Origin of the sequence: Micromonospora matsumotoense (assembly GCF_050951065.1) — a bacterium.
Classification (GTDB): Bacteria; Actinomycetota; Actinomycetes; order Mycobacteriales; family Micromonosporaceae; genus Micromonospora; species Micromonospora matsumotoensis.
The window spans coordinates 3382061-3404567 of the sequence record NZ_CP192025.1 but is presented as its reverse complement, the minus strand read 5'-3'; the positions used below and the strand labels follow the sequence as shown (position 1 = coordinate 3404567).

At 71.9% G+C, this 22507-nt stretch carries 22 protein-coding genes; 7 read left to right on the top strand and 15 right to left on the bottom strand.

Annotated features, from left to right (window positions below; translation table 11 throughout):
• Positions 1–23: 23 nt before the first annotated feature.
• From ACQP1S_RS15015 to ACQP1S_RS15005, 3 genes are read left to right on the top strand one after another with little or no spacing between them, the layout of a single operon-like run.
• A complete protein-coding gene (locus ACQP1S_RS15015; protein WP_432907166.1) occupies positions 24–1367 on the top strand; it encodes a tryptophan 2,3-dioxygenase family protein in 1344 nt (447 codons plus the stop codon).
• Positions 1364–2530, top strand: coding sequence for an aminotransferase class V-fold PLP-dependent enzyme (locus ACQP1S_RS15010; protein WP_432907164.1), 1167 nt, complete (start codon positions 1364–1366; stop codon positions 2528–2530). The genes ACQP1S_RS15015 and ACQP1S_RS15010 overlap by 4 nt, the downstream gene beginning before the upstream one ends.
• Positions 2527–3549, top strand: coding sequence for a methyltransferase (locus tag ACQP1S_RS15005; protein ID WP_432907162.1), 1023 nt, complete (start codon positions 2527–2529; stop codon positions 3547–3549). The genes ACQP1S_RS15010 and ACQP1S_RS15005 overlap by 4 nt, the downstream gene beginning before the upstream one ends.
• A 52-nt stretch (positions 3550–3601) precedes the next feature.
• Here the strand turns inward: ACQP1S_RS15005 and ACQP1S_RS15000 are convergent, their stop codons facing one another.
• Entirely contained in the window at positions 3602–4618 is a 1017-nt protein-coding gene (locus tag ACQP1S_RS15000) for a methyltransferase (RefSeq protein ID WP_432907160.1), read from the bottom strand.
• Positions 4619–4675: 57 nt separating this feature from the next.
• On the opposite strand from ACQP1S_RS15000, the gene ACQP1S_RS14995 reads away from it, so the two are divergent.
• Complete coding sequence (locus tag ACQP1S_RS14995) at positions 4676–5056, top strand: YccF domain-containing protein (protein WP_432907159.1); 381 nt, start codon at positions 4676–4678, stop codon at positions 5054–5056.
• A gap of 110 nt (positions 5057–5166) precedes the next feature.
• Here the strand turns inward: ACQP1S_RS14995 and mnhG are convergent, their stop codons facing one another.
• The 8 genes from mnhG to ACQP1S_RS14955 all read right to left on the bottom strand — a co-directional run bounded on the left by mnhG (position 5167) and on the right by ACQP1S_RS14955 (position 13176).
• The gene (gene mnhG / locus ACQP1S_RS14990; protein ID WP_091239845.1) at positions 5167–5532 is read right to left on the bottom strand and encodes a monovalent cation/H(+) antiporter subunit G; all 366 of its coding nucleotides are present in this window, start codon (positions 5530–5532) and stop codon (positions 5167–5169) included.
• A complete protein-coding gene (locus ACQP1S_RS14985; protein WP_432907157.1) occupies positions 5529–5792 on the bottom strand; it encodes a monovalent cation/H+ antiporter complex subunit F in 264 nt (87 codons plus the stop codon). The genes mnhG and ACQP1S_RS14985 overlap by 4 nt, the downstream gene beginning before the upstream one ends.
• The gene (locus tag ACQP1S_RS14980) at positions 5789–6358 is read right to left on the bottom strand and encodes a Na+/H+ antiporter subunit E (protein ID WP_432908042.1); all 570 of its coding nucleotides are present in this window, start codon (positions 6356–6358) and stop codon (positions 5789–5791) included. Before ACQP1S_RS14980 ends, ACQP1S_RS14985 begins: the two co-directional genes overlap by 4 nt.
• Positions 6359–6465: 107 nt before the next feature.
• Positions 6466–8046, bottom strand: coding sequence for a Na+/H+ antiporter subunit D (locus ACQP1S_RS14975; RefSeq protein ID WP_432907155.1), 1581 nt, complete (start codon positions 8044–8046; stop codon positions 6466–6468).
• Positions 8043–8543, bottom strand: a complete 501-nt coding sequence (locus tag ACQP1S_RS14970; RefSeq protein ID WP_432907154.1) for a Na(+)/H(+) antiporter subunit C — start codon at positions 8541–8543, stop codon at positions 8043–8045. The genes ACQP1S_RS14975 and ACQP1S_RS14970 overlap by 4 nt, the downstream gene beginning before the upstream one ends.
• A complete protein-coding gene (locus ACQP1S_RS14965; RefSeq protein WP_432907152.1) occupies positions 8540–11359 on the bottom strand; it encodes a Na+/H+ antiporter subunit A in 2820 nt (939 codons plus the stop codon). The genes ACQP1S_RS14970 and ACQP1S_RS14965 overlap by 4 nt, the downstream gene beginning before the upstream one ends.
• A 146-nt stretch (positions 11360–11505) precedes the next feature.
• Positions 11506–11985, bottom strand: a complete 480-nt coding sequence (locus tag ACQP1S_RS14960) for a potassium transporter TrkA (protein WP_432907151.1) — start codon at positions 11983–11985, stop codon at positions 11506–11508.
• Between the two features lie 252 nt (positions 11986–12237).
• The gene (locus ACQP1S_RS14955; RefSeq protein ID WP_432907149.1) at positions 12238–13176 is read right to left on the bottom strand and encodes an ion transporter; all 939 of its coding nucleotides are present in this window, start codon (positions 13174–13176) and stop codon (positions 12238–12240) included.
• 190 nt (positions 13177–13366) lie between these two features.
• Here ACQP1S_RS14955 and ACQP1S_RS14950 point away from each other — a divergent pair, with 190 nt between their 5' ends.
• The 3 genes from ACQP1S_RS14950 to ACQP1S_RS14940 all read left to right on the top strand — a co-directional run bounded on the left by ACQP1S_RS14950 (position 13367) and on the right by ACQP1S_RS14940 (position 15412).
• The gene (locus tag ACQP1S_RS14950) at positions 13367–14107 is read left to right on the top strand and encodes a hypothetical protein (protein WP_432907147.1); all 741 of its coding nucleotides are present in this window, start codon (positions 13367–13369) and stop codon (positions 14105–14107) included.
• Positions 14107–14775: a DUF6529 family protein gene (locus ACQP1S_RS14945; protein WP_432907145.1), complete on the top strand. Its 669-nt coding sequence runs from the start codon at positions 14107–14109 to the stop codon at positions 14773–14775. The genes ACQP1S_RS14950 and ACQP1S_RS14945 overlap by 1 nt, the downstream gene beginning before the upstream one ends.
• A gap of 67 nt (positions 14776–14842) precedes the next feature.
• Complete coding sequence (locus tag ACQP1S_RS14940) at positions 14843–15412, top strand: Rieske (2Fe-2S) protein (RefSeq protein WP_432907143.1); 570 nt, start codon at positions 14843–14845, stop codon at positions 15410–15412.
• Here the strand turns inward: ACQP1S_RS14940 and ACQP1S_RS14935 are convergent.
• The 6 genes from ACQP1S_RS14935 to urtA form a co-directional block, all read right to left on the bottom strand.
• Entirely contained in the window at positions 15409–17046 is a 1638-nt protein-coding gene (locus ACQP1S_RS14935) for a CotH kinase family protein (protein WP_432907141.1), read from the bottom strand. The two genes, ACQP1S_RS14940 and ACQP1S_RS14935, sit on opposite strands and share 4 nt — an antisense overlap.
• Before the next feature lie 100 nt (positions 17047–17146).
• On the bottom strand, positions 17147–17839 hold the full coding sequence (gene urtE / locus ACQP1S_RS14930) for an urea ABC transporter ATP-binding subunit UrtE (RefSeq protein ID WP_432907139.1): 693 nt from the start codon (positions 17837–17839) through the stop codon (positions 17147–17149).
• Positions 17839–18594, bottom strand: coding sequence for an urea ABC transporter ATP-binding protein UrtD (gene urtD / locus ACQP1S_RS14925; RefSeq protein WP_091240888.1), 756 nt, complete (start codon positions 18592–18594; stop codon positions 17839–17841). The genes urtE and urtD overlap by 1 nt, the downstream gene beginning before the upstream one ends.
• Positions 18591–19778, bottom strand: a complete 1188-nt coding sequence (gene urtC, locus ACQP1S_RS14920) for an urea ABC transporter permease subunit UrtC (protein ID WP_432907136.1) — start codon at positions 19776–19778, stop codon at positions 18591–18593. Before urtC ends, urtD begins: the two co-directional genes overlap by 4 nt.
• Positions 19775–20662: an urea ABC transporter permease subunit UrtB gene (gene urtB / locus ACQP1S_RS14915; RefSeq protein WP_067303848.1), complete on the bottom strand. Its 888-nt coding sequence runs from the start codon at positions 20660–20662 to the stop codon at positions 19775–19777. The genes urtC and urtB overlap by 4 nt, the downstream gene beginning before the upstream one ends.
• 63 nt (positions 20663–20725) lie before the next feature.
• Positions 20726–21970: an urea ABC transporter substrate-binding protein gene (gene urtA / locus ACQP1S_RS14910; RefSeq protein ID WP_432907134.1), complete on the bottom strand. Its 1245-nt coding sequence runs from the start codon at positions 21968–21970 to the stop codon at positions 20726–20728.
• Positions 21971–22507: the final 537 nt, after the last annotated feature.

Below are 22507 nucleotides of genomic sequence, written 5' to 3'. Positions count from 1 at the left end.
CCCCCTGACAGATCCCATCCGAGGTGTGGTTCGTGCATGAGCTGACGAGCTGGTCGTCCGACACGGCCGATCCCGAGCAATTTCCCTACGACCCGGTACTCGCGGAATTTCATCGCGCCGGTAAACACTTCGTCAAAAAGGAACTGCTAGCCCTGCTGGACCAGGTCCGCGCCCAGGTGAACGCCCGGACGGCCGTCGCCCGCCAGTTGTCCGCCTTCCTCGACGTGGCGCTCGACAAGTGGGACGACCGGTACGACTACCGCAGCTACCTGGCCCTGCCCCTGCTCCCCCTACCCACCGCCGCCGCCTGCGCCGGCCGCCCGGAGGGCACGCCGGCCGACGCAACCCCAGCGGGCGGACCGGCGGGACGGAGCGGGGCGGGCCGGCCGGCCGGGCCGGTGGCCCAGACCAGCGGGCGGCGGGAACGCGACCGGCTGCTGATCGACCTGGTCGCCGACGCCCTCGCCTTTGAGCTGGCCGCCGCGACCGGCGCGACCGACCTGTTCCCCGAGCAGCGGCCGGGTCCGGCGTTGGTGGCCAAGCGGTACCGGCTCGGGGTGCGGGCCGTGCGCGCCGCACTGACCCGGCTCGGCCTGGCCGGGCTGGTCGACGACCCGGACCCGGTGGCGGCGGCGGTGGCGCTGCACCGGCTCGCCGGCACCGGTCGCGACCCCGCCCGCGAGCGGGTGCTGCGGCTGAGCATGTTGCCGGTCTACGTCTCCCACGACGAGTACCTGTTCATCCGGGTCCTCCAGGCGTACGAGTGTGTCTTCGCCGGGGTCGCCGAGGAGTTGCGGGGCACGATCACCGCGTTGGCCACGGCCCGTCCCCGCCGCGCCGCCGCCCGGCTGGCGTACGCCCAGGAGTTGATCAGCGGCACCGGTCCGCTCTTCTCGCTGCTGGCCACCATGCAACCGACGGCGTTCCGGACCTTCCGCGAGTACACCGATGGGGCCAGCGCGATCCAGTCCCGTTCCTACAAGCTGATGGAGTCGCTGTGCCGTCCCCCCGCGCCGGACCGGTTCGACTCCACCGCGTACCGGTCGGTGCCGGAGGTGCGCGACCTGGTGCGGGCCGGCCAGCCGTCGATCGACCAGGCCTACCGGACGGCGGTCCGCGACGGGCTGCTGCGGGGCACGGACCACGCGCTGGTACGGCAGCGGATGGCGGCCTTCGCCGAGGCGGTGCTGACCTGGCGACGCACCCACCACCGGCTGGCGGTCCGGATGCTCGGTGCGCGCTCCGGCACCGGTTACACCGAGGGCACCCCCTACCTGGCGGCCGTGCGCGCCGATCCGGTCTTCACCACCGTTTCCGCAGACCCGGGTCTCCCCCGGACCGACCCGATTGGAGGCTGCTCCGAGTGAGCGGACCCGACACCCTCCCGGCAGGCTGCCTGGACGCCGCCGCGCACGCCGCCCTGCGCGCCGAGTTCCCGCTGCTGGAGACCTGTGTCTACCTCAACAACAACTCCACCGGCGCGATGCCCCGGGGCGTCGAACGGGTGCTCACCGACTACTGGGAGACCCTGCGCGGCTGGCGCGACGACGTGTGGCAGGACTGGCACGTCGGTCTCGACCGGTACGCCGACTCGATCGCCGCGCTGCTCGGTGCGCCCGCGGGCAGCGTGGTCACCGACGCGAACCTGAGCACCCTGCTGGCCCGGGTGCTGTCCTGCTTCGACTACCGCCCACCGCGTGACCGGATCGTCACCACCGACCTGGAGTACCCGACGGTGCCGTTCATCGGCGCCGCCTTCCGCCGTTACGGCGCGCGGCTCGACGTGGTCGGCACCGGTGGACCCCGGTTCGACCAGGACGCCATCGAGGCCCGGGTCGACGAACGGACGCTGCTGGTCTGCGTACCGCATGCGAGTTTCTCCTCCGGGGCCACCATCGACCTGCCCCGGCTGGTCGCCCGCGCCCACGACGTCGGCGCCCTGGTGGTGGTGGACGCCTTCCAGACCGTCGGCGCGGTCCCGCTGGACGTGACCGCGCTCGGCGTCGACATCGTGCTCGGCGGCGCGCACAAGTGGCTGTGCGGGGCCGGCACCGCGTTCCTCTACGTCCGCCCCGACCTGGTCGATCGGCTGGCACCGGCGGCGACCGGCTGGCAGGCCGGTGACCGGGCATTGACCTTCCGGGTGTCGACCGGGTGGGCGGCGGGGGCGCAACGCTTCGCCGGCGGTACGCCGTACCCGCTGACCTCGCTGATCTCCCAGGTCGGCCTGGACCTGCTGGCGGGCGTCGGGATCGGGGCGATCCGGGCGCACTCGCTGGCCCTGACCCAGCGGGTCCTGGACCGGGCGGCGGCGGCCGGCATCGCGGTGGTGAGCCCCACCGACCCGCAGCACCGCGGTGGGGTGGTGTGCCTGGACGTCCCCGACGGCGAGGCGGTCAAGCGGCAGTTGGCCGCGCGGAACATGATCTGCAGCTGGCGGGGTTGGCTGCGGGTCGGGCCGCACGTCTACAACACCCTCGACGAGGTCGACGCGTTCATGGACGCGCTGGCCGAGGAGTCGGGCCGGTGACCGTCACCCTGTCGCCCCGGGCGCTGATGAGCCTGCTCGTCAACGGCCCCAAGGCCGTCGACGTGCTGCAGACCGCGCTGACCCTCGGTCTGCTCGACACCCTGGAAGCCGGCCCGGTACGCCTCGACGCGCTGGCCACCCGGCTCGGGGTGCGCCCGCTGCGGCTCTACAAGTTCCTCGACTGCCTGGAGAGCCTCGGCTGCGTCACCCGCCACGAACCCGGCGACGACATCGCCGCGGCCAGCTACCGGGCGGTGCCGGGGCTGCGGGACGCCGTGCTGGCGGTGGTCGGCCCGGACGCGATCGAACGGGACCGGGACCGCTACCCGTGGCGACTGCTGCACGGCCGGCTCGCCGAGAGCCTGCGCGGCGAGGTCGGGATGACCGACGACGACTTCGCCTGGCCACCGAAGACCGACGCGCAGACCGCCGACTTCGAACGCAGCATGGCCGCCGGGCTCGGCCCGGTGATCGAGACGCTGCGCCGGCACGCTGACCGGTTGTGGCCGGACCGGCGGCGCCTGCTGGACGTCGGCGGCGGCGACGGCACGCTCGCCGCACACATCCTCGACACCGCCGGCGACCTGCGGGCCGACGTGTTCAACCTGGCGCCGGTGGCACCCCTGGTGGCGGCCACCCGGGTCGCCCGGGGGCACCCCGACCGGTTGGGGTTCGTCGGCGGCGACTTCCTGGCCGGGCCGCTGCCGGCGGGCTATGACGCGATGGCCTTCGTCCGGGTGCTGCACGACTGGCCCAACGACGTGGCCCGGCACCTGGTGGAGCAGGCGTACGCCGCGCTGGAGCCGGGTGGTCTGCTGCTGATCGGCGAGGAGTTCCGCACCCCGGACCGGTTGGCCGTGCAGTTCTTCTGGAGCTACTTCCTGATCGGGGTGGACAGCTGTGTGAGCCGGCTGCGGGAGGTCGAGTTCTACACCGGGCTGCTCGCCGAGGTCGGCTTCACCCGGGTCGCGGTGCTGCCCGGCGGGTGGGAGCTGATCACCGCGTACAAGCCGGGCTGACCCCACCGGCCCGGCGTCGACCCTGCTTCCGTCGACGCCGGGCCGATGCGGGTCAGGGGCGGCGGGCCAGCACCGCGCCGTTGGCGCCGGGTGCCTCGAACGGCACCGTGCGGACGTCGACGAAACCGGCGTCGGCCAGCCAGGCGGCGTACTCGGCACCGGAGTAGTTCTTGCCGCCCTCGGTCTCGACGAGCATGTTCATGCCCATCAGGGCGGCCTCCGGCGGACCGGTGCGCTCGTCGTTGAGCAGCAGCTCACAGACCACGACCACCCCGCCGGGCGGCAGCGCGGCGTGACAGCGGGCCAGCAGCGCCCGGTTGGTCGGCTCGTCCCAGTCGTGCAGGATCATGCTGAGCAGGATGACGTCGTGCCCCTCGGGCAGGGCCGGGTCGGCGAGGAAGTCACCGGCGACCGCGTCGATCCGCCCGGTCAGGCCCGCCTCCGCGATCCGCTCCTCGGCCCGGGCGCAGACGTGCGGCAGGTCCAGGATCGTCGCCCGCAACTGCGGCAGGCGGTGGCAGAACTCGATCGGGAACGCCCCCGCGCCGCCGCCCACGTCGAGCAGCCGGCGGTGCGCGCCGAAGTCGTACGCGTCGGCCAGCGCCCGGGCGGTGAACCGGGAGGTGGCGAACATGGCGTCCCAGAACTGGGTGATCAACTCCGGGTCGGCGGTGTCGAACAACGAGTCCTGTTGCTGTGGATCCCAGGTGAGCGGCCGGTTGCCGCGCAACGCCTCGCCCACCCGGTGCCAGGGCAGATAGGTACGCAGGTCGGAGTAGCGCACCTGCGCCCCGAAGTAGTAGGGCTGCCCCTCGACCAGGAACTGCTCGGCCAACGCGGAGTTGCGGTAGCCGTCGCCGACCTTGTCCAGCAGCCCCAGCGACGCGCTGGCCGAGAGCAGCAGGTCGGCGGGGCGTTCGTCGAGCCCGAACTCGGCGGCGACCTCGGCCACGGTGACCGTCCGCCCGCCGGCCAGGCGGGTGAACAGTCCGAACTCGACCCCGACGGCGAGGGTCTTGAAGCCCCAGACGCCGGCGACGAGACTCATGAGAGGAGTGGGAGTGATCATGGGGACATAAGATCATGGAATGGTGACGGGGTGGCACGCACCGGTCACTATGGAGTAATGATTCGCTTCGTCCTGAACCTGCTGTGGCTCATCCTCGGTGGCGGAATCGTGCTGGCGCTCGGCTACTTCGTGGCCGCGGTGATCTGTTTCGTCCTCATCATCACCATCCCGTTCGGCGTCGCCTCGCTGCGGCTGGCGTCGTACTCGCTGTGGCCGTTCGGCCGTACCCTGGTCGCCAAGCCGGGGGCCGGTGTGCCGTCCGGGCTGGCGAACGTGCTGTGGGTGCTGCTGGCCGGCTGGTGGCTGGCGCTGACCCACCTGCTCGCCGGGATCGCGCTCTGCGTCACGATCATCGGCATCCCGTTCGGCATCGCCAACTTCAAGCTCGTCCCGGCGGCGTTCTGGCCGCTCGGCCGGGAGATCGTCGAGGCCCCCTGAGCACCCGCCGGGTCGGGACGTTCCCCGACCCGGCGGTCGGGCGCGGCGGCCCCGGCGGTCGGTCAGGCCCGGCGGTCGGGCGCGGCGGTCGGGCCCGGCGGCCCCGGCGATCAGGCGCGGCGGTCGGCGTGCAGCCGGTCCAGGTGGGCGGCGAGTTCGTCGGTGATCAGCAGGTCGGTGCGGATCCGGTCGTGCGGGTAGCCGGCCCGGCCGATCATGTGCGCGGCGACCGGCGCGGTAGCCAACTGGAACGCACCGACCAGGACCAGGGTGGTGACGTCCACCCCGGTCCGCAGCCGAAGCGCACACCCGAGCAGCACCAGCAGCAGGCCGAGCACCTGTGGCTTGGCCGCCGCGTGCATCCGGGACAGCAGGTCGGGGAAGCGGACCAGGGCGACCCCGGCGGCCAGGCTGAGCAGTGCGCCGCCCAGCAGGCAGACCGCGGCCACCACGTCCAGCACCGCGTCGACGCTCACCGGTCGTTCCGCCGGGAGGCGAAGCGGGCGACGCTGACCGACCCGACGAAGCCGAGGATGGCCAGCACCACGAGGATGGGCAGCGCGGTCGCGTCCCGGCTGTAGGCGGCCTCGGTCGCCACGGCGGCTACCACGATGGCCAGCAGCACGTCGGTGGCGACCGCCCGGTCGAGCACGGACGGCCCCCAGACGATCCGGGTGAGGGTGAGCGCGCCGGCCACCGCCAGCAGCACGGTGACGATCACGGCGACAGCGGTCATCTCGAAGTCCCTTCCAGGGCGGGCGGGATGTGCTCACGGACCAGGCGTAGCTCCTGCGCCGAGCCGATCGCCTCGATCAGCCGGGCCTCCAACTCCAGCACCCCGCGGCGGAACTGCTCGACCTCGGCGCGGTCGCGCACCCCGAGGATGTGGACGTAGAGGATGCCGGCGTCCCGGTCGACCTCGACGATGAGGCTGCCGGGCACCAGCGACAGCGCCTCGGCGGTCAGGGTCAGGTTGAGGTCCGAGCGGACCCGCAACGGCACCGCGATGATCGCGCCCAGCGGGGGGTGCCCGAACCGCAGCGCCAGTGCCGCGATCTGGACGCTGGCCACCACCAGGTCGCGCAGGAAGCGCAGGGTGAACCGCAGCAGCGGCAGGGGGTGCAGCCGCCCGGCGAAGGTCACCGGGGGCAGCGGGAAGACGGTCAGCACCACCAACCCCACGACCAGCCCACCGAGCACGTTGGCCCAGCTCAGCGTCCCCCAGAGCAGCACCCAGACGGTGACCAGGACGATCATCGCGACGGCCCGGTTGCGGCGACGGACCGCCGGGGTCAACGGCAGATCCTCGGGATGCTCCGGCGGTACCGGGTCCCCGGAGCGCGGCGGCGACAGGTCCTCGGGTGGCGGCGGCGACAGGTCCTCGGACCGCTGCGGCGGCGGATCGTGGCTCACGGGGTACCCCCGGGGTAGACGGCCTCGACGTACGGGGTGCGCCGCAGCAGGTCGTCCGCGGCGTCGGAGCTGAGGTCGAACAGCGGTCCGGCCACTACGGTCAACCCCAGCCCCAGCACCACCAGGGCGACCGTCGGCGCGATCATCAGGCGGGGCAGCATCACGCCCGGGTGGGCGTCACGGTCCGGCCCCCGGTAGGGCTGCTCCACCCCGTCGGTGCGGACGGTGTGCACGCTGTCCTGCGGCTCGGGCATCTCCGGATGCGGGCGACGCCAGAACGCCAGGTTCCACACCCGGGCGATGGCATAGAGGGTGAGCAGGCTGGTCAGCAGCCCGCCCGCGACCAGCACCCAGGCCAGCGGGCCGCCGTCGTCCACCCCGGCCTGGACCAGCCCGAGCTTGCCGAGGAAGCCGGAGAACGGTGGGATTCCGGCCAGGTTCAGCGCGGGGACGAAGAACAGCACGGCGAGCAGCGGCGACAGCCGGGCCAGCCCACCGAGGCGGTCCAGCGCGGTGCTGCCACCCCGGCGTTCGACCAGTCCGGCGGCGAGGAAGAGGGTGGTCTGGATGGTGATGTGGTGCACCACGTAGAAGATCGCGGCGGCCAACCCGAGCGACGAGCTGAGCCCCACCCCGAACAACATGTACCCGATGTGGCTGATCAGGGTGAACGACAGCAGTCGTTTGATGTCGGACTGGGCCACCGCGCCGAGGATGCCGACCAGCATGGTCAACGCCGCCACCACCAGCAGCAGGTCGGCGGTCCGACCGCCGGGGAACAGCAGCGTCTCGGTGCGGATGATGGCGTACACGCCGACCTTGGTGAGCAGGCCGGCGAAGACGGCGGTGACCGGCGCGGGCGCGGTCGGGTAGCTGTCGGGCAGCCACGCCGACAACGGGAAGACCGCCGCCTTGATGCCGAAGGCGAGCAGCAGCATCCCCTGCAGCACCAGCCGCAGGTCGTCCGGGAGCGCGTCGAGCCGGTCGACGAGCTGGGCCAGGTTGAGGGTGCCGGTGGCGGAGTAGACCAGCCCGATGGCCACCAGGAAGATCAGCGACGACAGCAGGCTGACCACGACGTACGTGGTGCCGGCCCGGATCCGGGTCTCGGTGCTGCCCAGGGTGAGCAGCACGTAGCTGGCGACCAGCAGGATCTCGAAGCCGACATAGAGGTTGAACAGGTCACCGGAGAGGAAGGCGTTGCACACCCCGGCGGTCAACACCAGATAGGTGGGGTGGTAGACCGACAGCGGGGTGTCCTCGTGCCCGTCGGCCATGCCCTGCCCGATGGAGTACACCAGCACGCAGAGCGTCACGGCGGCGGACACCACCAGCATCAGCGCGGCGAGCTGGTCGGCGACCAGCACGATGCCCAGCGGCGCCACCCAGCCGCCGACCTCGACGACGAGCGGCCCGTCGATCGAGGAGCGGACCAGCAGGGTGGCGGCCACCGCCACGGTCGCGGTGAGCACGGTGAGGCTGACCCACCGCTGCGCGCGGGGTCGGCTGGCCAGCAGCAGGGTCAGGGCCGCACCGAGCAGCGGCATCACCACCGGCAGTGGGACGAGGTAGTTCATGCGTCCCGCCCCCGCTCGCCGGCCGCTGCCGCCACCGATGCCGCCGACGACCGTCGGCTGTCCGGATCGGGCTGGTCGTCGGAGTCGGGCTGGTCGTCGGAGTCGGGCTGGTCGGCGTCGTCGGTGCCCGGCCCCTCGTCCCGGTCGGCGAGGTCCATGATCCGGCGGTCCTCCACGTCGTCCTGCACCTCGTCGTGGCCGTTGAGGTGCCAACTGCGGTACGACAGCGCCAGCAGGAACGCGGTCATGCCAAGGGTGATGACGATGGCGGTGAGCACCATCGCCTGGGGCAGCGGGTCGCTCATCTCCCCGGCGTCGGTGGTGCCGACGATCGGCGGGCCACCGGCCCGGCCACCGGTGAGCAGCAGCAGGTTGGCGCCGTTGCCGAGCAGGATGACGCCCATCAGCACCCGGGTGAGGCTGCGCTCCAGCAGCAGGGTCACCCCGGCGGCGAAGAGCACACCGACCACCACGATGTAGGTGAGGTTGGGGGTCACACCAGCTCCTTGTCCCGTACGTCGTCGCGGGCGTCCTCCTGCTGACGGTCCATCTCGGCGCCGAGGCTGCGCAGGATGTCCAGCACCAGACCCACCACGATCAGGTAGACGCCGACGTCGAAGAAGACCGACGAGACGAAGTGGACCTTGCCCAGCAGTGGCAGGTGGAGGTCGAGCACCGCGCTCTGGAGGAACTCCCCGCCCAGCGGCATCGCGGCCACCCCGGTCCCGACGGCGAGGAAGAGCCCGGCGCCGAGGACCGCGCCGGCGCCGACCGGGGCGGCGGCGTTGAGTTCCCGGCGTCCGCCGGCCAGGTAACGCACGGCCAGGGCCAGTCCGGCGACCAACCCGGCGGCGAACCCGCCGCCGGGGGCGTTGTGCCCGGAGAAGAGCAGATAGACGGAGAAGAGCACGATGGCGTGGAAGAGCAGCCGGGTGATCACCTGGAGGATCACCGAGTGCCGGTGCGCCTCGAAGCCGGCGGTCAGCCAGCGTGGCCCGCTGGCGGCCGGCCGGGGGCCGGGGACGGCGCTGCGCCGGTCCAGGTCCCGGGAACGGCGGAAGATCAGGCTGGCCACGCCGGTCGCCGCCACCACCAGCACGGCGATCTCGCCCATGGTGTCCCAGGCCCGGATGTCGACCAGGATCACGTTGACCACGTTCTTGCCGCCGCCGTAGGAGACCGCCTCGTCGGGGAACCGGTCGGAGATCGGGGTGGCCAGCCGGCCGCTCGCCGCGACCCAGGCCATCCCGGACACGACCGCGCCGACGGCGACCCCGATCGCGATCCGGCCACGCCGGCTGGCCCGGATCGGCCGGGCGGAGAACTTCACCGGCAGCCGGCGCAGCACCAGCACGAACATGACGATGGTGACGGTCTCCACCAGGAACTGGGTCAATGCCAGGTCCGGCGCGCCGTGCAGGACGAACATCAGGGCGGTGCCGTAGCCGGCGACGCCGACCAGGATCATCGCGGTGAGCCGGCGCAGCGCACGGGCGGCCATCACGGCGGCGACGATCACCAGGGCGGCGACGACGGCCTGCAACGGGGTGTCCCAGGCGCGGAACTGCCGGGGCCACGGCCCCCCGGTGAGCAGCGCCCCGCCGGGCAGCACGACCAGCACCACCAGGATGATCCCGAGGTAGAACGGCAGCGAGCCCCGCTGGGTGGCACCGGTCAGCTCCACCGCGAGCCGGTCCACCCCGGCGACCACCCGCTCGTAACCGGCGGCGCCGTCGAGCGGCGTCCACCGGGTCGCCCGCAGCCGTCCCCGGTGCAGCAGCAGGAACAGGCCACCGCCGACCGCCACCGCGAGCGCGGACAACCCCAGCGCCGGGGTCGGGCCGTGCCACAGCGCCAGGTGGTAACCGGGCTCGGCGGTGGAGAACCCGTCGGCGTACGGGGCGAGCAGCCCGTCGAACGCCGGGGCGGCGACGCCGACCGCCAGCCCGGCGACGGCGAGCAGCGCCGGGGCGGCGAGGAACGACCAGCCCGCCGGGTGCGGATCGGCCGGCGCGACATCGGGCTTGGTGGCGAACGCCCCCCAGAGGAACCGCAGTGTGTACGCCACGGTCAGCGCCGAACCAGCCACCACCCCGGCCAGCACCAGCAGGTCGGCCGTACCGCCGTGGTGGAACGCCTCGAAGGCGGCCTCCTTGGCGACGAAGCCGGCCATCGGCGGCAGCCCGGCCATCGACGCGGCGGCCAGCACGGCGATCCCGGCCAACGCCGGTGCGCGCCGGCCGAGCCCGCTGAGTTCGCGCAGGTCGCGGGTGCCGGTGGTGTGGTCGACGATCCCGACGACGAGGAAGAGGGTGGCCTTGAACAGGGCGTGGGCCAGCACCATCGCCGCGCCGGCCAGCGCGGCGTCGCGGGTGCCGGCGCCGAGGACCACCATCAGCAGCCCGAGCTGGCTGACCGTGCCGTAGGCGAGGAGCAGTTTCAGGTCGGTCTGGCGCAGCGCCACCCAGGCGCCGAGGAAGAGGGTGGCCAGGCCGGCGACGAGCAGCACCACCCGCCAGGCGGTCACCCCGGCGACCGCCGGGCCGAGCAACGCGACCAGGAACACCCCGGCCTTGACCATCGCCGCGGCGTGCAGGTAGGCGCTGACCGGGGTGGGCGCGGCCATCGCGCCGGGCAGCCAGAAGCTGAACGGCACGATGGCCGACTTGCTGAGCGCGCCGAGCAGGATCAGCATCAGCGCCGTGACCAGGTAGCCGCCGCCGGGCAGGTCGGTGGCGACGACCGACCAGCGGTAGCTGCCGGCGTGCTGGCCGAGCATGACGAACCCGGCCAGCATGGCCAGCCCGCCCAGGGTGGTGACCAGCAACGCCTGCATGGCGGCCCGCCGGCTGGCCCGCTTGGCCGGGTCGTAGCCGATCAGCAGGTAGGAGAAGACGGTGGTCAGTTCCCAGAAGACGTAGAGCAGCAGCAGATCGTCGGAGACGACCAGGCCGAGCATGGAGCCGGCGAAGGCGACGAAGACCGAGGCGAAGCGGCCCAGCCCGGGGTCGTCGGAGCGGAAGTACCGGGCGCTGTACGCCAGCACCAGCGCGCCGACCCCGCCGACCAGCACCACCATCAGCCAGGACAGGGTGCCCATCCGCAGGGCGATTTCCAGGCCGATCCGGGGCACCCACGGCCAGGTCTCCACCACCGGCTCGCCCGACCGGACCCCACCGGTACGGGTCAGCGCCCAGACCAGCGTGGCGGCCGGGGCCAATGCCACGGCGTAGAGCGCACGGCGACCGAAGCGGCGTACCAACCCCGGGGCGACCACGGCTGCCAGTGCGTGGACCGCCACCAGGACCAGCACATACCCTCCTCGAAGATCACAGTCGGGAGCCACCCACCCGTTCGGGGCGGTGCGGAACCGGCGGCGCGGGGACGGGCGTCCCCGGGTCGCGCGGCCACCGCAGCGGTGGCGTCACCCATGGTTTGTCGGTGTGTCGTGGTACCCGGTCAGTGGCCGGCGAGCACGTCCACGGCGGCCGTGGTGGCCGCTTCCGCCCCCGCGACGACGACCTCGTCGCCGGTGAGCAGGACGTAGTCGTCGCCGGGGGTCGGGACGACCCGGCCGGCGCGGACCACCGCCAGCAGCGACAGCGGCCGGCCGGACAACGCGGTGTCCCGCCAGCGTCTTCCGTCGGCGACGCCGCCCACGACGACGGGTATTCGCACGACCGTGACGCCGGGTAGTTGGCGTTCCAGCTCGGCGAGGTGGTCGACGGTGACCGCCTGGTTGAGCACCCCGGCGACGGCCTGCGCCTCGGACTGGTCGAGCACCAGCGTGCAGAGCGCGGTGTCGCTGTCCTCCGGGTGGTAGATCACCACGTCGCGACGCCCACCGGGGTGGGAGATGACGCTGGCCTGTTGGCCGTGCGCGGTGGCGAAGCGCTGGCAGAGTCCGACCCCGGGAATGACCGTACGTTCGAACCGCATGCCGACCTCCCTCGCCCACCTGTCCAGGGGGCGTCGACCGGTAACGGCCGCTCGCCCCTTCATCCCTATCATGATCAGGCGTGATCGCCCACCTCCACCGTCCCACGATGCGGGAAACCTGGACGTCAGCGCCCACCTCGACGGACCCTCGGCAGCCGCAGGGCGACCGGAGCGGGCCCCGCGACCGGCACCGGCCCGGTCAACGGCGGTCGGCCCGGCCGGCGGACGGGCCGACCGCATCGACGCGGTTCGTCAGCGGACCTCGGTGCGTTCGGCGGACCGGTGGCGGCTCGGTGGCTCGTCGCGGTCGATACGCAGTTCGCGTTCCAACTCGGCGATGACCGCCCGCAGGTCGTCCAGGCGCTGGGTCAGGGCGATCCGGTCCACCTCGTCGGGCACACCGTCACCGTCGCCGTCGTAGCCGGGGGCCAACCGCTCGGTCATCTCCAACCGGCGGGCCTCCTCCATCGAGTTGACGATGACCGCGATCAGGATGTTCAGCAGCAGGTTGACCGTGATGATCACGTAGCTGACGTAGTAGAGGAGGGTCCACGGGGACAGCGCCATGCCCTGCTCGACCAGATCCGGCAGGGTCTCCAGGGAGAGCAGCACGAACAGGGTCAGCAGCGACCGGCCGATGTCGCCGTACTGCTCCGGGTAGGCCCGGCCGAAGATCAACCAACCGGCCATGCCGTAGACGTAGAGGGTCACCATGGCCAGCGCGAGGAACCCGCCCACCCCGGGCAGGCTGCGCCAGAGCGCGGCCACGATGGTGCGCAGGCCGGGCGAGAAGCGCACCAGGCGCAGCACCCGGGCCACCCGGACGACGCGCAGCAGCGCCGAGTCGCCGTGCAGCCCGGGGAGGAAGATCGCCGCGATCACCACCAGGTCGAAGACGTTCCACCCGTGCCGGAGGAAGTCCTGCGGCCGACGCCCGTACGCCAGCACCCGGACGGCGATCTCGACGACGAAGGCGACCCGGAAACTCAGCTCCAACCAGTGCAGCGCCGGCCGGGCCGCGCCGAGATCCGGGTAGGTCTCCACTCCGAGCACCGCCGCGTTGGCCATGATGAGCACCACGATCGCCGCCTCGAAGGGACGCGACCGGGCGATCCGGGCACACCACTGCGCCAGGCCGGACGGGCGGGCCGGGCCGGGCTCGGGGGCCCACCATCGGGCGGGAACGGGCACGGGCGGCACTGGTCACCGGGTCCCGCGGCGGGACGGGAACACGGCAGCCATGCCGACACCCTATCGGCCATCCCGGACGGTCACCGACGGCGACGGATCGGGCACCCGACCACCTCCGGTCACAGCTTCTCGCCGCGACATTGAACGACCGACGCCCGGACTTCGTACATCCCGGTGAAGGGAGTTGCTCATGAAGCGCATGACCCCGTTGCTCACCCTGCTGACCGGGACCGGCATGGCCGCCGTCCTGTTCGCGATGAGCGCCCAGGCGGCGCCGCGTACGGTCGACCCCCGGACGGCCGCGAACGCGGCGGCCCCGCCCGAAGCCGCCGTCGTGTCGCCCGCCGCACCGGCGGAGCCGCCACCGGACGCCGCACCGGCGGAGCCGTCGGAGCAGCGGGGCCAGCCCGCTCCGTCGCAGACAGCACCGCCGACCACGCCGCCTGCGGCCAAGGCCGACTCCAGCTGGACCGGGCGGCTCGACGGCGGCGCCACCATCGCGATCACCGTCACCGACGGCAAGGCGGTGGCGTACGTCTGCGACGGCAAGAAGCTGGAGGTGTGGCTCAACGGCACCGCCGCCAACGGCAAGATGAAGTTGACCGGCAAGAAGGGCGAGGTGCTCACCGGCTCCTTCGGCGACGGCGCCGCCTCCGGCGAGATGGTGGTGGGCCAGCGGCGGTGGAAGTTCACCGCCAAGCAGACCAGCAAGCCTGACCCGGTGCTCTACCGGGCCACCTCGCAGCAGCGCCGCTCCGGCGTCGACGGCGGCTGGATCATGCTGCCCGACGGCAGCCAGATCGGGGTGGTCACCCGCAACGGCACGCCCGTCTCGGCCCCGCCGCTGGACCCCGCGTTCGGCACCACCATCCTGGACGGCCGGACCGTCACCGCGGCGCCGGTGGCGGCCGACCCGGGTGCCGGTGAGTGATGACAGCCCGCCGCAGATTCGAGACCGACGTGGGACGCGGCCTCGACGACGGGCCGTCCGTCAGGGTGCTGTCCGACCTCCCGCCCGCCGGGATCCCGCCCGCCGACCTCCCGACCGGTACACCGTCCGCCGGGTCCGACGCGCCGCCCGCCTCGGTGGTGGTGCCGCTGCTGGTCGGGGCGGCGGTCGCGGTGGCCATCGGGGCGTACGCCCGGGTGCACCAGCCCACCGGGATCGCGGTCAACGTGGCCGGCTTCTCCAGCCCCCAGGCGGTCAAGGTCTGGCTGGGCAGCGGGGCGGCCTTCTTCGCCGTGGTGCAGTTGCTCACCGCGCTGTCGATGTGGGGCCGGTTCGGCAGCTTCTCACCCTCCTGGGCGGGCGGGCTGCACCGGTGGAGCGGCCGGGTGGCGTTCCTGCTGACCGTGCCGGTGGCGGTGCACTGCCTCTATGCGCTGGGCTTCGCCGACTATGACCTGCGGACCCTGCTGCACTCGCTGCTCGGCTGCCTCTTCTTCGGGGTGTTCACCATGAAGATGCTGGCCCTGCCCAAGCGGGGGCTGGCCGGTTGGGTGCTGCCGGTCGTCGGTGGGCTGCTCTTCACCGTCCTGATGGGAATCTGGGTGACCTCGTCGCTGTGGTACTTCACCACCTTCGGGGTGGGCACCTGACGCGGGGACGGCACCTGACGCGGGGTGGACGTGGGATGCAGGGGTGGCATGTGAACAGGGCGGGCGTGTGACACACGAGAGGAACGACGGGCAGATGTGCGACGAACGTGGGGCGGGGTGTTCGTCTCGGCGGACCCTGCTGGCCGGCGCCGGTGGGGTGGGCGTGGTCGCCCTGCTCACCGGTTGCCAGACGTACGGTGAGTCGACGGCCCCGGCGGCCGCGCCGGCGGCCAGTGGGTCCGCCGGCGCTCCTGCGGATGGCAACCCGGCCGGCGCCTCACCGGGCGCCGCCGAGCCGTCCGCCGGGGCGAGCGGTTCGGCCGCCGGTCCCGGCGAGCAGCCGCCCGCGCCCGCGGCGCTGGCCGCGGTGGCGGACATCCCGGTCGGCGGCGGCAAGATCTTCAAGGCCGAGGGGGTGGTGCTGACCCAACCGGCCGCCGGCACCATCAAGGCGTTCTCGGCGACCTGCACCCACCAGGGTTGCACGGTCACCTCGGTCAAGGACGGCACCATCGTCTGCGGCTGCCACAACAGCGTCTTCGGCATCGCCGACGGCGCCGTGCAGAGCGGTCCGGCCGGTCGCCCGCTGCCGCCCCGGGCGGTGACCGTCGACGGTGACGACATCCGGCTGGCCTAGACAGCCGAGTCCAGCCACGCCATCCGCCGGGTCAGCCAGTCCCGCAGATAGTCGAGCTGCCCCGGCCAGGTGTCGGCGGTCGGGGTGACGATGGGTCCGATCTTCTCGGTGGTCAGGTTCGGCCACCGCTGGAAGTTCCGGTCGGCGGCGTTCGCCAGCGGCGCGGTGAGAGCGGCGAGGCGCGCGTCGAGCCCCGCGGCGGAGAGCGGACCCTGGCGGAGGGCGGCCCAGCGGGCCCGGACCAGCGCCATGAACCCGGGGTCCGTGACCAGCCGGTTGATCCAGTTGTTGGGCTTCGGCCATCGGGGCTGCGCGTACTGCCAGCCGGTGGTCTCCAGGTTGTCCCCGCCGCCGACGCCGTAGGTGAGGTCGAGGTCCCACAGCGGCCCGGCGGTGATCTTGCCGCCGCGATCCTTGTGGAAGTACGAGCTGCGGGCGTACGCGTCGAAGTTGCGGGTCAGCTCGTTGACGATGAACGAGTCGACGAACGATCCCACGTCGATCCAGGCGGGATAGCCCGTGGTCGGATCGGCGAAGTCGCGGGACTGCATCAGGTCGTTGAACTGTTGGAGATGCCCGGTCAGCCAGGCCTGCTGTTCCGGTTGCAGGGGCGAGGGGTCGACCACCTCCAGGTAGTGCCAGCAGGTCGCGGGCCGTCCCTGGCAGTCCAGGGTCGGCTCCTCGGCCGTCAGCCACTCGAACTTGAAGATGTACCCGCCGGAAATGGCCGGCAGGGTGACGTCGTCGGGGTCGAGGTCCTTCAGGTCGAGCCGGTTCTTGGAGTTCTTGATGGTCTCGACGATCAGGTAGACGCCCTGATAGTCCTCGGCGCTCACCGGCCGGTCCGCGACGTTGTGGTAGAACTCGACGAAGGCGTACCGGGGTGCCGCCAACCCCATCTCGCGGGCCAGGTCGAAGGTGAACGCCTCCCGGATCAACGCCTTGTCGGTGTAGGGCCCCCGCAACACCCAGTCGGACTCGGCCGGCATCCCGAGCACCGGATGGTCGACGTCGTCGTCCTCGTCGTCCCGGAACTCGACCCGGTAGGGCGCCTTGTCGAACAGGGAACTCGACGTGCCGCGCAGGTGGTAACCGATCCGGGTGGCGAGGGTGGGTGGCGTCGACAACGACGCATGACCCCCGACCGGCGCGAAGAGCAGGGCGGCCGCGTCGACGAACTCCCGTCCCGGCGCGCCCCGGCCGTACCCGTCGATCAGCAGGATCGGCAGGTCGAGGCTGACGTCCACGACCCGCTCGACGTAGAGGGCGGTGCCCGGGTCACCGGTCGGCACCCCGTCGACGAACGACCAGGCCCGCAACTGGGTGGTGTCGGAGAGGGACAACGGGGTGCCGTCGTAGCGTGGGGAGTCCGTCCGGGGCAGCGCGCCGTCCGTCGTGTAGCGGATCTCGGCGTCGGCCACCCTCGTCCGCAACGAGACCGCGAGTTCGTCCCGGAAGGTGCCGCTCGGCACGGAGAAGACGATGTCGCCGGTCAGCTCGTCGGACGGGTCGGCCGCCGGGGCAGCGGCGGCCGGCGCGTCGTCGGTACGGTCCGGGGTCGGCGGCGGACCACCGGACACGCTGAGCGAGATCGCGGTCACGACGCCCAGGACCCGGGCCGGCAGACTGCGCACTGTCACTCCCCTACGTCACGGGCGACTGAACCACACTCCATTTCATCTACGCACGCCAATGCTACGGGTTCGATCACCTTAAGTCACCAGTCCGGTGCGCTCAGACAGCGAGCGCCTGGCGGACCGACCGTTCGGCGTCCCGGCCGCCGTCGCCGGTGGCGGTGACCCGGCCGGACTCCAGCACGTAGTGCCGGGTCGCCACCCGCAGCGCGAAGCCGAGGTGCTGCTCCACCAGCAGCACCCGGATGCCGACCCGGGCGACCAACTCGACGATCCGGTCCTGGATCTCGGCGACCACCGAGGGTTGGATGCCCTCGGTGGGTTCGTCGAGCAGCAGCAGCCGGGGTCGGGTGACCAGCGCACGGGCGATGGCCAACTGCTGCCGCTGGCCGCCGGAGAGCAGGCCGGCCCGCCGACGCAGCAGGGGGCGCAGTGCCGGGAAGAGGTCCAGCGCCTCGGCGGTGGCGGCGGCCCCGTCGCGGCGACCGTCGGCCACCAGTTGGAGGTTCTCCGCCGCCGTCAGGTGCGGGAAGCACTGCTGCCCCTGCGGCACGTACGCCAGACCCCGGGCGACCCGCTGGTGCGGGGCGAGCCGGGTGACGTCCTCACCGTCCAGGGTGATCGTGCCGGCGCGGGGGCGCAGCAGGCCGACGGCGACCCGCAACAGGGTGCTCTTGCCCGCGCCGTTGTGGCCGAGCACGGCGGCCACCCCGTCGGCCGGCACGGCCACGTCCACCCCGTGCAGCACCTCGCTGCGTCCGTAGCCGGCGTGCACGCCGCGCAACTCCAACATCACGCCTCCGTTGCGGTGTCGACGCCGAGGTAGACCTCCTGCACCCGGGGGTCCGCCTGGACCTGGGCGACGGTGCCCTCGCTGAGCACCCGACCGGCGTGCAGCACGGTCACGCTGCGGGCGAACCGGCGCAGGAAGTCCATGTCGTGCTCGATGACCACCACGGTGCGGTCCCGGCTGACCGTCTCCAGCAGGGCGCCGGTGGCGTCGCGTTCCTCGTGGCTCATCCCGGCGACCGGCTCGTCGAGCAGCAGCAGCCGGGCGTCGGAGACCAGCAGCATGCCGATCTCCAACCACTGCTTCTGCCCGTGCGCCAGCGTGCCCGCCAGTTGGTCACCCCGATCGGACAACCCGATCGTCTCCAGCGCGGCGACCACCTCGTCGGGGATCCGGTTGCGCCTCCGGGCCAGCGTCCACCAACTCCGGGTGACGCCGGCGGCGATGTCGAGATTCTGCACCACCGTCAGTTCCTCGAAGACCGAGGCGGTCTGGAAGGTGCGGCCGATGCCGAGCCGGGCGATGCGGTGCACGTCGCGGCCGAGCAGTTCCCGGTCACCGAAGCGGGCCGAGCCGGTGGCCCGGACCAGCCCGGTCACGGCGTCGACCACTGTGGTCTTGCCCGCCCCGTTGGGGCCGATCAGGAAACGGATGTCGCCGGGCGGCACGTCGAGGTCGACCCCGTCGACGGCGGTGAAGCCGTCGAAGGTCACCCGCAGGTCGCGTACGCACAGGCCGTCGAGTTGCGGGCCGGTCATGCCGCCGACACCTCCGTCCGGTTCTCGGCCGGCTCCACCGGCCGGCTCCGCCGCCACCACCGCGCACCGGCCGAGTCGGACCGGCGCTGCCGGGCCAGCACCCACAGCGACGCCAGGCCGCCCGGCAGGAACGCCACCACCAGCACGAACAGCAGCCCCTGGAGGTACGTCCAGGTGCCCGGGAAACGTTCCGACAGGGCGGTACGCGCCCAGGCCACCGCCACCGCGCCGAGCACCGGACCAAGCAGGGTGGCCCGGCCACCCACCGCGACGCCGATGACGAACTCGATGGACGGGACGATCCCGATCAGCGCCGGTGAGATGATCCCCACCGCCGGGACGAAGAGCGCCCCGGCCAGGCCGGCCATCCCGGCGGCGATCACGTAGCCGACGAGTTTGACGCCCGCCGGATCGTAGCCGAGGAAGCGGACCCGTTCCTCGCCGTCGCGGACGGCCACCAGCAATTCGCCGTAGCGGCTGCGGAGGAGTTGCCGGGCCAGCGCCAGCAACGCGAGCAGGCTGGCCGCGATGATGAAGTAGACCATCCGCTGGTTGACCGGGTCGTCCAGGTCGTACCCGAAGAAGCCCTGGATGTCGGTGAGGCCGTTGGTGCCGCCGGTGGTGCCCTGCTGACCGACCAGCAGGATCACCATCGCGGCGGCGAGCGCCTGGCTGAGGATCGCGAAGTAGGCGCCGCGTACCCGGCGGCGGAAGACCAGCGAGCCGAGGCCGAACGCCACCACCATCGGCAGCAGCACGGTGGCCGGCAGCGCGATCCACGGGCTGGCGAACGGCCGCCACCACAGCGGCAACTCGTCGAGCTGGCCGTAGAGCTGCATGAAGTCGGGCAACTGGCCGGGGCCGGCGTCGGCGAGCTTGAGATGCATCGCCATCGCGTAACCGCCCAGCCCGAAGAACACCCCCTGGCCGAGGGTGAGCATGCCGCCCCGGCCCCAGGCGATGCCGATGCCGATGCCGACCATGGCGACGCAGAGATACTTGGCCAGCAGCGACAGCCGGAAGTCCGACAGCGCCAGCGGGGCGACGGCGAACAGCAGCGCCGCACCGAGGGCGAACCCGACGGCGGTCCGGGCCGGGCCGTCGAACCGGCGACCGCGCCGACCACCCGGCGGGGTCCCGGTCACGGCGGCGGGATCGGTGCGGACCAGCGGCGCGGCGGTCATGCGAGGCTCCTGGTACGCAGGGTGAACAGCCCCTGGGGCCGCCACTGGAGGAACGCCACGATCGCCACGAAGACGATCACCTTGGCGACGCTGAGCGTGGTGAGGTACTCGCCGGTGGCCTGGAGCACGCCCAGCGCGAAGGCGACGATCACGCTGCCCTTGAGCTGGCCGATGCCGCCGACCACGACGACCAGGAAGGCGTCGATGATGAGGTTGGTGCCCATCGTGGGGCCGATCGGACCGAGCAGGGTCAGCGCCACCCCGGCGACGCCGGCCAGCCCGGAGCCGATGAAGAAGGTGGTCCGGTCGACCCGGGCGGTGGGGATGCCGGAGACGGCGGCGAGGTCGCGGTTCTGCACCACGGCGCGGATCCGCCGCCCGAGCGGGGTGAGCCGCAGGGCCAGCGTCAGCGCCAGCACGGCGGCCAGCGCGAGGGCCAGGATGAACAGCCGGTTGTTGGCGACGGTGAGGCCGCCGGGCAGGGACACGTTGCCGGTCAACAGCGCCGGGGCGCGGGTCTGCACGTTGGGGCTGCCGAAGACGTCCCGGGCCAGTTGCTGGAGCATCAGCGAGACGCCCCAGGTGACCAGCAGGGTGTCCAACGGACGGGCGTAGAGGCGGCGGATCAGCAGCACCTCCAGCAGCACGCCCATGGTGCCGGCCACCGCGAAGGCGACCGGCAGCGCCACCAGCAGCGACCAGCCGGCGGCGGTCACGGTCTGCTGGAGGACATAGGTGGTGTAGGCGCCGGCCATGATGAACTCGCCGTGCGCCATGTTGATCACGTTCATCTGGCCGAAGGTCAGCGCCAGGCCGAGGGCGATGAGCAGCAGCACCGCGCCGATGCTGATGCCGGTGAAGAGCTGACCGAAGAGGACTGTCACGTTCGCGCTCCGAAGGGGTGGGTCGGCCCGGGCGGGGGTGCCTCCCGCCCGGGCCGGGATCGGTCAGCTCAGGCCGCTCGCCCAGGGGTAGCTCTTCAGGTACGGGTCGGGCGTGATCGGCTTGCCGGAGTTCCACACCTCGGTGATCAGCCCGTCGCCACCGACCTTGCCGATCCGGGCGGTCTTGGCGATGTGCTGGGTGGGGCCGTCCACCGTGACCAGGCCCTCCGGGGCGTCGTAGGTGATGCCGCCGGAGGCGGTCCGGACCTTCTCCACCTCGAAGCTGCCGGCCTTCTCCACCATCGCCTTCCACAGGTGCACCGCGACGTAGGCGGCCTCCATCGGGTCGCTGGTCGGCTTGTCCGCGCCGTACTTGGCCTTGTAGGCGGCGACGAACTTCTGGTTCGCCGCGCCGGGGGTGGTCTGGTAGTAGTTCCAGGCGGTCAGCTGGTCGGTGAGGTACTGGGTGCCGATCCCCTTGACCTCCTCCTCGGCGATCGACACCGACACCACGGGCATGCTCGCGGCGGTGAGCCCGGCGGAGGTGTACTCCTTGAAGAACGCCACGTTGCTGTCGCCGTTGAGGGTGTTGAACACCGCGTCGGCCTTCGACGAGCGGACCTTGTTGACGATGGTGCCGAACTCGGTGGAACCGAGCGGGGCGTAGTCCTCGCCGAGCACGGTCATCCCGTTCGCCGCCGCGTACGCCTTGATGATCTTGTTGGCGGTACGCGGGAAGACGTAGTCGCTGCCCACCAGGTAGACCGACTTCTTGCCCTGCGCCTTGAGGTAGTCCAGGCCCGGCACGATCTGCTGGTTGGTGGTGGCCCCGGTGTAGAAGATGTACGGCGACTGCTCCAGCCCCTCGTACTGCACCGGATAGAACAGCAGCGCCTTGTTCTTCTCGAAGACCGGCTTGACCGCCTTGCGGCTGGCCGACGTCCAGCAGCCGAAGACCGCGGCGACCCGGTCCTGGGAGATCAGCTTCTCGGCCTTCTCGGCGAAGGTGGGCCAGTCCGAGCCGCCGTCCTCACCGACCGGCACGATCTTCTTGCCCAGCACGCCACCGTCGGCGTTGATCTCCTCGACGGCCAGCATGATGGAGTCCCGCACGGTGACCTCGCTGATGGCCATGGTGCCGGAGAGCGAGTTGAGCAGTCCGACCTTGACGGTGTCACCGGAGACGTCGGCACTGACACCGGCGGTCGACTTCTCGTCGGAGGTCTTGCTGCCACAACCGGCCAGTGCGGCGGCGGCAATCAGGGTCATGGCGCCCGCCAGGATGCGGCGGCCCCGGAACTGTGACATTCATTCTCCCTGCGGAGCGATGTTCGCCGGACGATTTTCCGTGCCGACCAGCACTGGTCGACAGGTATTGCTGCGAATGATTGGCAAGCGGTGCGGTCACGATGTTCGTCGGCGGTGTCACCGGGTGACGGGTGGGGGCGTCACCACGGGGTCCGCAGTGGACTTTCGGGCAGCCACAGCTTCTGCCCAGTTGATTGCCACCACGTTTCCCAGCCCTTAATTGGCTGTTTCCCGAACCGATCTCGACGCATGCAAAAAGGCCACCGCCACAATGGACGATGACCCGGAATAAATGCACGGCACACGCCTGCCACCCGCGCTGCGCAGGCAAACAGTCAACCGCCTGGACGCGCCCTCAACAATGGCAGGAATGGCGGATACTTCACGCAGGAAGCATCCTAGAACCCCCACCCACCCCCCTGTCAACCACCCACCCCATCCCACCCCCGCCCCACCCGCCTCCCAACTCCCCCACCCTCCGATCTCGACGGTGATCAAGAGGTTCACGTCACCAGAGCGCCGCCGGATGACCAAAAC

What these genes read in the sequence shown, in the direction of transcription:
- ACQP1S_RS15000 (WP_432907160.1), bottom strand. Translation starts at nt 4,618, where the DNA reads ATGATCACTCCCACTCCTCTCATGAGTCTCGTCGCCGGCGTCTGGGGC.
- ACQP1S_RS14995 (WP_432907159.1), top strand. Translation starts at nt 4,676, where the DNA reads ATGATTCGCTTCGTCCTGAACCTGCTGTGGCTCATCCTCGGTGGCGGA.
- ACQP1S_RS14985 (WP_432907157.1), bottom strand. Translation starts at nt 5,792, where the DNA reads ATGACCGCTGTCGCCGTGATCGTCACCGTGCTGCTGGCGGTGGCCGGC.
- ACQP1S_RS14975 (WP_432907155.1), bottom strand. Translation starts at nt 8,046, where the DNA reads ATGAACTACCTCGTCCCACTGCCGGTGGTGATGCCGCTGCTCGGTGCG.
- ACQP1S_RS14960 (WP_432907151.1), bottom strand. Translation starts at nt 11,985, where the DNA reads ATGCGGTTCGAACGTACGGTCATTCCCGGGGTCGGACTCTGCCAGCGC.
- ACQP1S_RS14950 (WP_432907147.1), top strand. Translation starts at nt 13,367, where the DNA reads ATGAAGCGCATGACCCCGTTGCTCACCCTGCTGACCGGGACCGGCATG.
- ACQP1S_RS14945 (WP_432907145.1), top strand. Translation starts at nt 14,107, where the DNA reads ATGACAGCCCGCCGCAGATTCGAGACCGACGTGGGACGCGGCCTCGAC.
- urtE (WP_432907139.1), bottom strand. Translation starts at nt 17,839, where the DNA reads ATGTTGGAGTTGCGCGGCGTGCACGCCGGCTACGGACGCAGCGAGGTG.
- urtD (WP_091240888.1), bottom strand. Translation starts at nt 18,594, where the DNA reads ATGACCGGCCCGCAACTCGACGGCCTGTGCGTACGCGACCTGCGGGTG.
- urtC (WP_432907136.1), bottom strand. Translation starts at nt 19,778, where the DNA reads ATGACCGCCGCGCCGCTGGTCCGCACCGATCCCGCCGCCGTGACCGGG.
- urtA (WP_432907134.1), bottom strand. Translation starts at nt 21,970, where the DNA reads ATGTCACAGTTCCGGGGCCGCCGCATCCTGGCGGGCGCCATGACCCTG.